A 13,041-nucleotide genomic window follows, 5' to 3' on the forward strand; every position below is an offset into this window, starting at 1 on the left:
TTGATTCCCTCCTATGCATGATTATCTTCTTTTCCTGTTACATAATTTTTATTGAATAAAAATAATTTCATCAATAAATACAGTGATGGAAGAAGAAGACAAAGCCCTAAAACAAAAGCAATCACTAAGGCAATCGCCATTTGCGTACTTGTAAAGCTATCATAAATCGTTAAATATGGATACAATAAATACGGATATTGTGCAATACCGTATGCAAAGAATGCTACCGCAAATTGAGCAATCAGCAGCCCTACTGCAAGCCCGTACTTTTGACGTTTGGCAATAAGCAGTACAGTAATAATGAATAATATCGCTGATATAGTAAACATCCACCATAGCTCAACCATATGATTGTAACTTTCTGGATTAATGAATTTCATTTCATACATAATGCCAAGTGCACTAATCATTAAAGGAACTGCCCAAACAAGTGCATACTTTCGCATCAGCTTTGTTGCTTCGATATCATTTGCTTTATGCGCATACCATGTTAAAAATACAGCGGAAATATACAATACCGCAGCAATACTTAATACAACAATACTCCATGCAAATGGACTTGTATATAATGTCCAATAATTTAATGTAGGCTGCCCATCTACCATATCCACGTAGCCACCAGCTGCAATGGCAAAAACAACAGAAAAGGAGGCTGGGATAAGCAAGCCTGCCACACCATATGTCAATGTATAGCCAATATGCCCACGTGCTCCGTAAGCCTCAAATGCATAGTAGGAGCCTCGAATTGCCAATAGGACAAGTGAAATGCTGACAGGGACAAGTAAAATTGTTCCGTAATAAAAGGCTGTTTGTGGGAAAAATCCTACGATGCCTACAAAGAAAAACACTAAAAACACATTCGTTACTTCCCATACAGGTGATAAATAACGTTTAATGATATTTGTTAATATATGATTTTTGCCAATCAATAAACTGTATGCATTAAAGAAGCCTGCACCAAAATCAATGGATGCGACAATAACATAACCAAATAGAAAAATCCATAATACTGAAATTCCTAAAACCTCTAATGTCATAAAATATCACCGCCTTTTTCAGAATGGCGATCTTCAATTTCACGTTCAATTGGGTTCCTTTTAAACATACGTATCAATACAACAACACTACCCACTGCTAATACAGCATAGACGCCTGCAAATAATAGCAGCATTAAATCAACATGGTCACTTGTTGTAGCGCCTTCTGGTGTACGCATTAAACCGTAAAGTATCCACGGCTGACGACCAACCTCTGCAAGCCACCATCCCGCTTCAATCGCAATAATGGACAGCGGACCACCAGCGACAATAATCCACCTGTACCAGCGTGTATGAATAAATTTCCACCCACGCCTTTGCCCGATTACATAAAGCAGTGATACAAGCACCATAAACATGCCGATGGACACCATAATATCAAAAAGATAATGAATATAAAGCGGTGGTAAATCCTCTTCTGCAAACTGGTCTAAGCCAATCACCTCTGCGTTAGGATTAAAATGTGCAAGAATACTTAAAGCATACGGAATTTTAATAGCATATTTTACTTCTTCCCCATCTAATACACCAAATAAAACAAGTGAGGCTTTACCCTCTGTTTCAAAATGCCATTCTGCTGCGGCTAATTTTTCGGGTTGATATTCAGCTAAATATTTTCCTGAAAAATCGCCAATAATAGCAGCAGCAATCGAGAAAATTAAGCCTATTTTCATCAGTAAATATAATGACTTTTTATGATAAACATGCTTAGACCCTTTTAGCATTCTATAGCCTGCAATAGCTGCTAGCACAAATGCGGATGTCATATATGCTGTAACAAGTACGTGTGCTACCTTTGTCGGCATTGCTGGGTTAAGCATTGCTAGTAAAGGTTGAATATTCACAAGCTCGCCATTCACAATATCGAAGCCTTGTGGCGCATTCATAAAAGCATTCACAATGGTAATAAAAACAGCAGACATTGATGCACCGACAGCTACAGGTATTAATAACAGCATATGCTTTTTTTGACTATCAAAACGATCCCATGTGTATAAATAAATTCCTAAAAATATAGCCTCAAAGAAAAATGCAAACGTTTCCATAAAAAGTGGCAATGCAATTGTTTGACCAGCTAGCTGCATAAAATTAGGCCATAATAGAGATAACTGTAAGCCAATTGCTGTGCCTGTGACAACACCAACTGCAACAGTAATAACAAAGCCACGTGCCCAGCGTCTTGCCATTAAGATATAATGCTCATCATTCTTTTTATATCCAGTCCATTGAGCAATCATAATCATTAACGGAACACCTACACCAATGGTTGCATAAATAATATGGAACGATAATGTTAGCTCCGTTAATGCACGACTCCAAAAGACTGCTGACTCATTAATCATCTTATTGCCCCCTTAGCTACCAAATATTTTTCCAAGAATAGAAAGTAGCATAATAATTGCCACACCAAAGCTTAACCATATGAGCTTTTTTTCTTGTGATTTATACAAAGGCAACACTCCCCTTCCCCTATTCATACCCTTATTTTCCACTATTACAACGAAAAAAACCTTTATAACGGACCGAAATTTCAGTCTTTTATAAAGGTTTCAAATTTTGTTCAAGTAATATACGCACATTTGCCAAACATTTTACTTAATTTATTCACAATCTTTATTGCGATTGAGCGGTCGCCTTATATTTTTAAGCGGTTTCCACACAATTTTGAGCGCTTTGGACTCCTTTTTGAGCGGAAACCACTTACTTAATCTCAAATACGATCTTCCTCACGAATATCCGCAAGTGGTACAAATATTTCGATATGACGCTTTAAGTTTTCAAATGTGGCAGGTGCATCCCCGCCATATTCGCCATCTAAATTGAGGTGTACTTCATTTTCTGTCGTGACTTTTACAACGCTGGCTTTCTTATAAATAACCCGGTCATCGTTTAAATGCTCGCCTCTTAAAGCCATAGCAGCAAGCTGAATAAACTCAGGTAAGCTGACCTTTTTCAACACAATTAATGTAAAGTAGCCATCGTTAATACTGGCATCTGGCGCAAGCTTTTCAAAGCCACCTACTGAATTTGTTAGGCCACAAAGAAACATCATGGCATCTCCATCAAACACTTCACCGTCGTACTCAATACGCATATGTGAAGCTTTAATAGATGGTATCATTTCTACTGCTTTTAAATAATAAGCTAGCTGCCCAAGCATTGTTTTCATTTTGCTTGGCACTTCATATGTTAGCTCTGTAATTCGTCCACCAGCTGCAATATTGATAAAATAACGTTCACCATTTAATAAACCAACGTCTACTGGTATTGTATCGCCTTGAATAATAATATCTACTGCCTCATCAATATTTCGAGGGATATGCACGGCACGGGCAAAATCATTTGTAGTGCCCATTGGAATTAGACCAACTTTCGGACGATTTTCAAACGGACTTACACCTGAAATAACTTCATTTAATGTGCCATCTCCACCAACGGCGATAATCATATCAAAGCCACGCTCTACCGCTTTTTTTGCTGCAAGTGTTGCATCACCTTCACCAGTTGTTGCATGACAGGATGTTTCATAGCCTGCTACCTCTAGTTTCGCTAACACCTCTGGGAGATGCTTCTTAAATGCTTCACGTCCAGATGTAGGATTATAAATGATTCTTGCTCGTTTCATAACATACCTTCCTGCTTCATAAGATTCTATTTCATTCAACGAATTAGCCGTTGAAATGTTGCACTACTTTATTGTAATGCTGCTGTAATTTGCTTTTTAAAATCCTCATAGACAAAAGTCCAATACGATTTGTTAGCAATGTTTTCTTCACGGATTTCCGTATAAAGTGCCTTTTGTGCTTCTTCGAATGCTGGGTCTTCTTTATCTGGTAAGCTTGCTCGCTTCGTTACTACGAGCTCCTGTAATTCAGGTGCGCGTGGCCCCCATTTTCCAACAACCTCACCTGCATCATCTAACAGCAAATAGATTGGAATCGCACGGCCACCATTTGTTAAATAACGATCAATTAAATTTGTATCAGCATCACGTAAAACCGCACGCATCTCTATGCCTGCTGCCTCAGCAACACGACGAATAATTGGATTATTTAACATTGCATCGCCACACCAATCTTCCGTAATCGTTAAAATTTTTGGCTGCTTGTCCTTTAGTAAATCAATAAAACCATCATTTGTCGGCACTTCAAAACCGTCATAAATGCGGAAGCTTTCTTCTTTTAGTGTTGTCATATTGTCCATATATTGTTGAATAGAAATAGCTTCATTAAAATATTGTTGTTCTGTTTTCATTGGCTCGTCCCCCTCTATATAATCTATTCTATATTTTGCTACGAATCCACATTTAAGACAACTGTAAAGCTCTTTTTATTTACAAAAAATATAAGTACTATTTACTTCTAATTTATAAAATATCTAAGTATTTATTTTCCGAAATAATATAAATATTTACATATTATGTTCGATATAGTAAAGGAAGGTCCTTCTAATAAAAAATGCGAGGAGTTTTAATAATGAGAAAGATTTACGCTTTTCTATTTGTTTTGTTTATCTCTTTACCATTTTTCATCGAAGAAGCAGCTGCAGCTATAATTGATGAGGCAGAACCAAATGATACATCAGTAAATGCGCAGCTTATTGAGAGAAACAATCATGATCCAGCTCAAATGATTAATGGGAATAATGCGAGTCAAAAAGTGTTAGTTGGCAATTTGACAAGTGCAACAGACGAGGATTGGTATCAAGTTTATTTACCAGCCAATCCAGAAACCTATTTATCTATCAATGGTCAAACAGGTCCAATCTTTAAATTTGAAATATTTGATGCTACTTTGGGGCAAATTTTTGAAGAGAACTATAGTAAAGATCCTTCTTTTATAGGCGCCTTTCCTTACGAATTTAATGTACCCACAGCGGGGATTTACTATGTGAAAGTTTCAAGTGTTTTTGGAACAGGTGGGGATTATCGCTTTACCGTTGGCAGCCCCAATTATACGGTGGATTCCTATGAATACACAGCAACAACACCTTTAACATTAACGACGTCAATTAATACTGCTCAGGATACGTATGATCTTAGACATATCGCAGACGTCCCTAAAAAAGCTATTGTTTACCAAGTTACATTTGGTGGCACTAAGGTAAATTCTGCAACAAGTGAATATAGACGAATTAAATTAGCGGCCGATTCTTCGTGGATTAACACCTCCTCCTATTCATGGATCGCCAATATTCCTGCTGTTCAAAATAAAGCCTTTCATAGTCAGTGGAGTGTTCAATTACAAGGTAAGGTTTCAAATAGCACAAAGCCCTATAGTTTAACACCAAAATTAAGATTTTCTTATTTTTACCCAATCATTCCATAATATATACGAGGTGAATTTCTATGAAAATGCAACACTACTCTCTTATGCGAAGCCTTTTCAATAATGGCTCCTCTAAAACAAACATGTTATCAACGATGAAACAATTAAGTCAATACAATCAATTATCTAAAGGGACTATGAAAAAACTGTATGAAAAATTAGATACGGTGGAAATATCACCTAGTAGTCTGCAAAAGCAGGTAGCGAGTAAGCAGGGGATTACAAGCCATCAAGCTATTCAATCACTCACCCATTTACAAGGAAAAGAAGTAAAGGAAATAAAAGCAAAGAATAACGTGCTTGAATTTGAAGATGGTGCTTTATATCGCTTTAGTTTTAATGGCGTTTCAACGGTTATGCAAAGCTTCTACCATGGCTCTGGTTCCATTCTTGGCACTGCTTTCACCGAATTGGGCGAACGACTAGGTGTTGATACAGGAGCTATTTATTCTCAGCAGGATGTAACAAAGATCAATAAAATTGAAGACTTTTTTTCTGGCTTTACAGGGCGATCTGGCTTAATCGGTTCAAGGTATTCATATTCTGGTGAGGAAGTATTGGAGATGTTCAAGAGCGTTGGGATTGAGCCTGGTTGGTTTACGGTTAAAAGTAGTGGTCAAACTGTGAGACATTATTTAAGAGAGGATGGTCGAACTTTTTCGGAAAAACAGGTTCTGGGTAGCCGTAATACGTTTATGTCCCATAATTTATTTGATATTGGGTATAAACAAGGCGAAAAAATTACTATTGGCGACACTGATTACGAGGTGGATGAAACAGGTCATATTAATTTACCACCAGATGCAGCCGTTTTCCTCACCCATAATGTCGATCCCATGTACACAAAGCGAAAACAACTTGCCACAATTAAAGATCAATTAATAAAAACACAGGCAACTCGACCAGAGGAGCAAGTATTCTTTTCAACGCCCACCCATGATTATACATTGGATGGAAATGGAGAATTATTAGAAACCAAGAATTTAAACAGTAACCGTCAAACAGGCTGGTGGACAACAAAATTGTAATTTAAACCAAAAATGGTACCGGGCTTATTCCATCCCAGTACCATTTTTTTAGCGTTTAGCAATTTCTTGTTGTAATAATTTATTAACCATTGGTGGGTTAGCTTGACCTTTTGTTGCTTTCATAATTTGACCAACTAAGAAGCCAATTGCACGATCCTTACCATTTTTAAAGTCTTCAATTGATTGTGCATTGTTATCTAGAACTTCTGTAACAATTGCTAGTAATGCACCTTCATCAGAAATTTGCACTAAGCCTTTTGCCTTCACGATTTCCTCTGCAGAGCCGCCTTTTTCTACTAATTCAGCAAATACCTTTTTAGCAATCTTTGAGGAAATTGTACCATCGGCAATTAATTTCACCATTTCAGCAAGGTTCTCTGGTGTTAGTGCTGTATCTTTTAAATCTTTTTGCTCTGCATTTAAGTAGGCAGATACATCACCCATTAACCAGTTAGCAGAAAGCTTAGCATCTGCACCATTTGTGACCATTGCCTCAAAGAAGTCAGAGATTTCTTTTGAAATTACAAGTACACCTGCATCATATGGTGTTAAGCCTAATTCCTCAACATAGCGTTTTTTACGTGCATCTGGAAGCTCTGGAATTTCAGATTTTACACGCTCTAGCCATTCGTCATCAATGGATAGGCGCACTAAGTCTGGCTCTGGGAAGTAACGATAATCGTCTGTTCCTTCTTTTACACGCATAAGAATAGTTTTTCCCGTTTTTTCATCAAAGCGACGAGTTTCTTGCTCAATCACGCCACCTGATAATAATACATCTGCTTGGCGTAACTCCTCATGCTCTAAGCCACGACGTACAAAGTTGAAAGAGTTCAAGTTTTTCAGCTCTGTTTTTGTACCAAATTCTTCTTGACCATAAGGACGAATTGAAATGTTCGCATCACAGCGAAGTGATCCTTCCTCCATCTTACAGTCAGATACCTCTGTATATTGGATAATGGATTTTAATTTTTCTAAGTAAGCATATGCTTCATTTGGTGTACGAATATCTGGCTCAGAAACGATTTCAACAAGAGGTGTACCTTGACGGTTAAAGTCAACTAATGAATGGTCACCAGCATGTGACAGCTTACCAGCATCTTCCTCCATATGAAGACGTGTAATACCAATACGCTTTGTATAGCCATCTACTTCAATATCAATCCAGCCATTTTTACCGATTGGTTTATCGAATTGTGAAATTTGATAAGCTTTCGGATTATCTGGATAGAAGTAGTTTTTACGATCAAATTTTGTTTCTTGCTCGATTTCCATATTTAATGCAAGTGCCGCACGCATTGCGAAATCTACTACATTTTTATTAAGTACAGGTAGCACACCTGGGTAACCTAAGTCGATTACTGTTGTATTTGTATTTGGTTCAGCACCAAAATGCGCAGGTGCTGGTGAGAAGATTTTTGAGTTTGTTTTTAACTCAACATGTACTTCTAAACCAATAACTGTTTCAAAATTCATGTTATTTTCCCTCCCAAATTTGAGGAACTTGTTTATGGAACGCTGTTGCTTGTTCAAAAGCATGCGCTACACGGTAAATTGTTGCTTCATCAAAATATTTACCGATAATTTGTAAGCCTAGTGGTAGACCGTTTTCAAAGCCACATGGAATTGAAATGGCAGGTACGCCCGCTAAGTTCATCGGGATTGTTAAAATATCGTTCGCATACATTGTCATCGGATCATCAACGTTTTCACCAATTTTAAATGCAGGTGTTGGCGATGTAGGTCCAATGATGACATCAAAGTCTTCAAATACTTTGTCATAATCAGCTTTAATTAACGTACGTGCTTGTTGAGCCTTTTTGTAATAAGCATCATATGTCCCTGCACTTAATGAGTAAGTACCAAGCATAATACGACGTTTTACTTCATCCCCAAAGCCTTGTGCACGTGTTTCTTTATAAAGGTCCATTAAATTAGTAACGTTTTCTGCACGGAAACCATAACGAATACCATCGAAACGAGAAAGATTAGAAGATGCTTCAGAAGAAGAAAGGATATAGTATGCTGCAAGTGCATATTTTGAATGTGGTAGTGATACCTCTTCTACTGTTGCACCTAAGCCTTTTAGTACCTCTAATGCCTCTAGCACTGACTGACGTGCTGCTTCACCAACACCTTCACCAAGGAATTCCTTTGGCACAGCGATTCGTAAGCCTTTCACATCACCAGTAAGCGCTGCTGCATAATTTGGCACCTCTACATTTGCAGAAGTAGAATCATTTGGGTCTAAGCCTGCAATTGCTTCAAGTAAAAGGGCATTATCTTCAACATTGCGTGTAATTGGCCCGATTTGGTCTAAAGAAGATGCAAAGGCAACTAGACCAAAGCGAGATACACGACCATATGTAGGTTTCATCCCTACAACCCCACAGTAAGCGGCTGGTTGACGGATTGAACCACCTGTATCTGAACCAAGAGAGAATGGTACTTCGCCTGCTGCTACTGCTGCTGCAGATGCACCGGAAGAACCCCCTGGTACGTGGTTTAAATTCCAAGGATTTTTTGTTGTTTTATAGTATGAGTTTTCATTAGAAGAGCCCATTGCAAACTCGTCCATGTTGAGCTTACCAATTGTCACCATGCCTGCTTCACGTAGCTTGTTGACAACAGTAGCATCATAAATGGGCATAAAGCCTTCAAGAATTTTAGAGGCACAAGTTGTTTCTAAGCCTTCTGTTACAATATTGTCCTTTACACCGATTGGAAGACCGAAAAGTGGTCCGCGCTCTTCAAATGGTACTTGATCCATTTCAGCAGCTTGTGCCGTTGCTTTTTCTTCGTTTAAAGCGAGGAATGCTTGTACATCGCCATCAAGCTTTGCAATACGCTCGTAGGCTTCTTTTGTTAAATCAGCGATTGATAAATTACCTGCTTTAATATCAGCTTGTAATTCCTTAGCTGAACGTTCAAATAACGTCATGAGGAATCCTCCTATGTTTTAGTATTACATGATAGGTGGTACTTTTACTTGACCATCTTCTTGTTCTTTTACATTTAACATCATTACTTCGCGATCTAAACCTTTGACTGCTACATCTTCACGCATAACATTGACCAATGGTAAAACATGTGTTGTTGGTTCAACATTTGTAGTATCTAGCTCGTTTAATTGCTCTGCAAAGTCAGTAATTTTTCCAAGCTGTTCTGCAAACTTTTCTGCCTCTTCCTCTGTAATTGCAAGACGCGCTAAATTTGCTACATGCTTTACTTCTTCTTTTGTTAATTTAGCCATTTTTCACACCTCCAAATACTTACTCAATTCATTGTTTTTATTGATAACAATAGGGTTGAATAAAGTTAACCATGCAAATAATCATAACATTTTTCCTATTAAAAATCACAACTTTCAGCAAAAATATAGAAACTTTCACCACTATGACAAAGTGTTATTATATTTGTTTTTCCTAAAAATATAGCCAGCACAAAGGCTGACTATTATTAATCATACACATGCACATATGGGTCCGTATCACTCGCTTTTTTAATAATTAATGCCTCAGGACCGTTGACTGAAGTAATGCTCACTTCAACATGAATATTATTAAATTGATTGATTAAACTACTTGTCAAATATTGTGTGAAGCCGATAATTTCTGCTTTACCAAAAAATTGAATAGGAATTTCGATGGTAAGCTTTTGGATTTCTTTATCGCGATAAAAGCCTGTGCCGATAACGCTCGTATAATTTGAGAAATATTTATCAACATCTTGCTTAAAGATTTTGAAGTTTCTGCTCACATCTCGATAAACATCCTGGGAATCATCTGTTGGGAATAATACATAATTTTCATCAATCGTCTCCCAGCCAGCGATGTCATTTTGACCAGCCTTCGCTACACCATAGCTAAAATAGGATCCCGGAATAATGGCATTACGTGCTTGTTGTTTAAACAAACCAACAACAATTGGAATATCCTTTAGCTCATCACGTGCACGTAATCGCGTAACAATTTCAGCCGCCATTTTTTTACCTTGTTCCACAAGCTCAGCCTCTGAAATCGGTTCCTCATAATATTCCCCATACTGCTCTTTTTGATAGTAATAAATTGAATTTAAAGCAAGACCGATTGAAACCCCGCCTAATTTAACTTTATTATCATCTGTTTTTGTTAAATAATTTTGCTCTACAATATGTGCTAAGTACACAGGAGCCTTTGTCGCTCGCTCTTCAGCTGTCATCGTTTCTGTTGTTGGCGGGTTTAAGCCTGTTTCTACTTGCGAGCTACGTGCTAGCCAGTCCTTCACTGTATCTTCAGCTAAATATTGCCCTTCTTGGAAGTAATAATTTTCAGTGTCAAACTCCTTTTGCGAAAGGCGCATTAAGCCTTCTTCTACTTCCTTCATATCATACTTTGTATAAATATTTGATACAACAAGCCCTCTACTTGCACTCTCTTTATAAGGAATCAATGTTTTGTAATAGGATTCATCAATTTGTATGCTTGGAATAATTGTTGTTTCAGCTTTTTCTTTTTCCTGTGTTTCCTGCGTAAGCTCTGTTCCCCCACCGTTAGAGGGCACACAGCCGACTAACATTGCAGCTGCTACAATTGCTGGAATGAGTCGAAAAGACTTCATTATTTAATGCTCCTTTACGAATAATCAATTTTAAAGCTGTTAAATAAGACTAAGTTGCTCAATTAAGGTTTCCTCGTTCCAAATGTCAATGCCTAATTGCTCAGCCTTTGTTAGCTTAGAGCCTGCGTCCGCACCCGCGATCACAAGATCTGTTTTTTTGCTAACACTGCCTGTCACAGTACCACCTAACTCTTCTATTTTCGCCTTTGCTTCGTTACGTGTCAATTGCTCAAGTTTACCAGTTAAGACAATTGTTTTACCTGCAAAAGGATTGTCACCGATTACAGCCTCTACTTTCTTCCCTTTATAAGTCATATTAACGCCTACCTCAGCAAGGCGTTCAATCACTGCACGAGCATCTTCATTTGCAAAGTATTCAACAAGAGATGAAGCCATTTTATCGCCAATCTCATGAATTGCTACTAGTTCTTCCTCTGTAGCCGCCATTAATGCCTCCATTGAACCAAATTGCTCTGATACAATCTTTGCTGCCTTTTCTCCAACATGTCGAATACCTAAGCCGATTAATAATCGCTCCATCGAATTTTCTTTCGAAGCCTGAATCGCATTGACTAAATTTGTTGCTGATTTTTCGCCCATTCGTTCTAATTCAACAAGCTGTTCAACTGTTAAATGATATAAATCAGATACATCATGAATTAAATCTGCACGCAATAATTGTTCAACTACTTTATCCCCTAAACCATCAATATTCATGGCATTACGTGAAACAAAATATTTAATGCTTTCTGCAATTTGTGCAAAGCAGGCAGGATTTACACAGCGTAGTGCAACTTCCCCTTCAATACGAATAAGCTCACTATCACATACGGGGCAGTTTTTTTGCATTACATATGGCACAGAATCTGCAGGACGCTGCTCCAGTAGTACACCTACAACCTGTGGAATAATATCGCCTGCTTTTCTAATAATCACTGTATCTCCAAGGCGAATATCCTTATCGCGAATTAAATCTTCATTGTGTAATGATGCACGCTGGACAGTTGTTCCCGCTACTTGCACTGGTGCTAAGATAGCAGTTGGGGTCACAACGCCTGTACGTCCTACTGTTAAATCAATATCTAGCAATGTTGTGATAACTTCCTCCGCAGGAAATTTATAAGCAATTGCCCAGCGCGGGCTTTTGGCTGTATAGCCTAGCTCATCCTGCTGTGCGTAGCGGTCAACCTTAATGACAATACCATCAATTTCATAGGCTAAATTTAGACGATTTTCTGTCCAATGCTCAATAAAAGCCATTACCTCTTCAATTGTTGTACAGCGTTGACGCTCTTTGTTGGAAGGGAATCCCAAGCTCTCTAAATAGTCTAGCATTTCTGCATGTCCATCAATACCATATGCCTCTCCATCGCCACCAATTGCATAAATAAAGGTTGATAATTGACGGCTTGCTGCAATTTTAGGGTCTAGCTGACGCAATGAACCCGCAGCAGCATTACGTGGGTTCGCAAACAGCTCCTCACCGTTTTCTGCACGCTGTTCATTTAATTTTTCAAAGGATTTTTTCGGCATATAGGCTTCGCCGCGTACTTCAATTGTAATAGGCTCCTTTAAGCGCAGCGGTATTGCTCGAATTGTCTTTAAATTAGCTGTAATATCTTCACCTACAACACCATCGCCTCGTGTTGACCCTTGTACAAATACGCCGTTTTCATATTTCAATGAAATAGCAAGACCATCTATTTTCAACTCACATACATAAGAGAAATGATCACCAATTGCCTGTCGAACTCTGCGGTCAAACTCCCGTAAATCCGCTTCATTAAAGGCATTTGATAAACTAAGCATCGGGTAATCATGCGTTACCTTTTTAAAGCCCTCTACCACTGCCCCACCAACACGCTGTGTCGGTGAGTCAGGGTAGATTAGTGAAGGGTTTGCTTCTTCTAATGCAATAAGCTCCTGCATTAATTGATCATAAACACTATCAGCTACAACAGGCTTATCCAATACATAATAGGCATGTCCATACTCATGCAATAATTGATTTAACTCCGCTATACGTTGTTCAATTTCGTTCATGTAAGT

The 13,041-nt window shown here is 38.2% G+C and carries 11 protein-coding genes; 2 read left to right on the plus strand and 9 right to left on the minus strand.

The genetic code is table 11. The annotated features are described in order from the left end of the window. Positions 1–11: 11 nt before the first annotated feature. The 4 genes from MHB42_RS17480 to MHB42_RS17495 form a co-directional block, all read right to left on the minus strand. Positions 12–1,037, minus strand: coding sequence for a cytochrome d ubiquinol oxidase subunit II (locus MHB42_RS17480; RefSeq protein ID WP_340807729.1), 1,026 nt, complete (start codon positions 1,035–1,037; stop codon positions 12–14). Next, a complete protein-coding gene (locus MHB42_RS17485) occupies positions 1,034–2,380 on the minus strand; it encodes a cytochrome ubiquinol oxidase subunit I (protein WP_340807730.1) in 1,347 nt (448 codons plus the stop codon). The genes MHB42_RS17480 and MHB42_RS17485 overlap by 4 nt, the downstream gene beginning before the upstream one ends. Positions 2,381–2,748: 368 nt before the next feature. After that, positions 2,749–3,663, minus strand: a complete 915-nt coding sequence (locus MHB42_RS17490) for a diacylglycerol kinase (protein WP_340807731.1) — start codon at positions 3,661–3,663, stop codon at positions 2,749–2,751. Between the two features lie 68 nt (positions 3,664–3,731). Then, the gene (locus MHB42_RS17495; RefSeq protein ID WP_340807732.1) at positions 3,732–4,292 is read right to left on the minus strand and encodes a thioredoxin family protein; all 561 of its coding nucleotides are present in this window, start codon (positions 4,290–4,292) and stop codon (positions 3,732–3,734) included. A gap of 221 nt (positions 4,293–4,513) precedes the next feature. On the opposite strand from MHB42_RS17495, the gene MHB42_RS17500 reads away from it, so the two are divergent. Both MHB42_RS17500 and MHB42_RS17505 read left to right on the plus strand, forming a co-directional pair. Continuing rightward, a complete protein-coding gene (locus MHB42_RS17500) occupies positions 4,514–5,365 on the plus strand; it encodes a hypothetical protein (RefSeq protein ID WP_340807733.1) in 852 nt (283 codons plus the stop codon). Positions 5,366–5,385: 20 nt separating this feature from the next. Beyond that, entirely contained in the window at positions 5,386–6,393 is a 1,008-nt protein-coding gene (locus tag MHB42_RS17505; protein WP_340807734.1) for a hypothetical protein, read from the plus strand. 48 nt (positions 6,394–6,441) lie between these two features. On the opposite strand, the gene gatB is transcribed toward MHB42_RS17505, so the two are convergent. The 5 genes from gatB to ligA all read right to left on the minus strand — a co-directional run bounded on the left by gatB (position 6,442) and on the right by ligA (position 13,035). Then, positions 6,442–7,869, minus strand: coding sequence for an Asp-tRNA(Asn)/Glu-tRNA(Gln) amidotransferase subunit GatB (gatB, locus tag MHB42_RS17510; protein ID WP_340807735.1), 1,428 nt, complete (start codon positions 7,867–7,869; stop codon positions 6,442–6,444). 1 nt (position 7,870) lies between these two features. Next, positions 7,871–9,334, minus strand: coding sequence for an Asp-tRNA(Asn)/Glu-tRNA(Gln) amidotransferase subunit GatA (gene gatA / locus MHB42_RS17515; protein ID WP_340807737.1), 1,464 nt, complete (start codon positions 9,332–9,334; stop codon positions 7,871–7,873). Between the two features lie 24 nt (positions 9,335–9,358). Beyond that, positions 9,359–9,646 (minus strand): Asp-tRNA(Asn)/Glu-tRNA(Gln) amidotransferase subunit GatC, encoded by a 288-nt coding sequence (gatC, locus tag MHB42_RS17520; RefSeq protein WP_053995386.1) that lies wholly within the window; start codon positions 9,644–9,646, stop codon positions 9,359–9,361. Between the two features lie 206 nt (positions 9,647–9,852). Next, positions 9,853–10,992: a CamS family sex pheromone protein gene (locus MHB42_RS17525; RefSeq protein ID WP_340807740.1), complete on the minus strand. Its 1,140-nt coding sequence runs from the start codon at positions 10,990–10,992 to the stop codon at positions 9,853–9,855. Between the two features lie 39 nt (positions 10,993–11,031). Then, a complete protein-coding gene (gene ligA / locus MHB42_RS17530) occupies positions 11,032–13,035 on the minus strand; it encodes an NAD-dependent DNA ligase LigA (RefSeq protein WP_340807741.1) in 2,004 nt (667 codons plus the stop codon). Between the last annotated feature and the right edge of the window lie 6 nt (positions 13,036–13,041).

Source organism: Lysinibacillus sp. FSL K6-0232 (genome assembly GCF_038008325.1).
Lineage (GTDB): Bacteria > Bacillota > Bacilli > Bacillales_A > Planococcaceae > Lysinibacillus.

What these genes read in the sequence shown, in the direction of transcription:
- MHB42_RS17480 (WP_340807729.1), bottom strand. Translation starts at nt 1,037, where the DNA reads ATGACATTAGAGGTTTTAGGAATTTCAGTATTATGGATTTTTCTATTT.
- MHB42_RS17485 (WP_340807730.1), bottom strand. Translation starts at nt 2,380, where the DNA reads ATGATTAATGAGTCAGCAGTCTTTTGGAGTCGTGCATTAACGGAGCTA.
- MHB42_RS17490 (WP_340807731.1), bottom strand. Translation starts at nt 3,663, where the DNA reads ATGAAACGAGCAAGAATCATTTATAATCCTACATCTGGACGTGAAGCA.
- MHB42_RS17495 (WP_340807732.1), bottom strand. Translation starts at nt 4,292, where the DNA reads ATGAAAACAGAACAACAATATTTTAATGAAGCTATTTCTATTCAACAA.
- MHB42_RS17500 (WP_340807733.1), top strand. Translation starts at nt 4,514, where the DNA reads ATGAGAAAGATTTACGCTTTTCTATTTGTTTTGTTTATCTCTTTACCA.
- MHB42_RS17505 (WP_340807734.1), top strand. Translation starts at nt 5,386, where the DNA reads ATGAAAATGCAACACTACTCTCTTATGCGAAGCCTTTTCAATAATGGC.
- gatB (WP_340807735.1), bottom strand. Translation starts at nt 7,869, where the DNA reads ATGAATTTTGAAACAGTTATTGGTTTAGAAGTACATGTTGAGTTAAAA.
- gatA (WP_340807737.1), bottom strand. Translation starts at nt 9,334, where the DNA reads ATGACGTTATTTGAACGTTCAGCTAAGGAATTACAAGCTGATATTAAA.
- gatC (WP_053995386.1), bottom strand. Translation starts at nt 9,646, where the DNA reads ATGGCTAAATTAACAAAAGAAGAAGTAAAGCATGTAGCAAATTTAGCG.
- MHB42_RS17525 (WP_340807740.1), bottom strand. Translation starts at nt 10,992, where the DNA reads ATGAAGTCTTTTCGACTCATTCCAGCAATTGTAGCAGCTGCAATGTTA.
- ligA (WP_340807741.1), bottom strand. Translation starts at nt 13,035, where the DNA reads ATGAACGAAATTGAACAACGTATAGCGGAGTTAAATCAATTATTGCAT.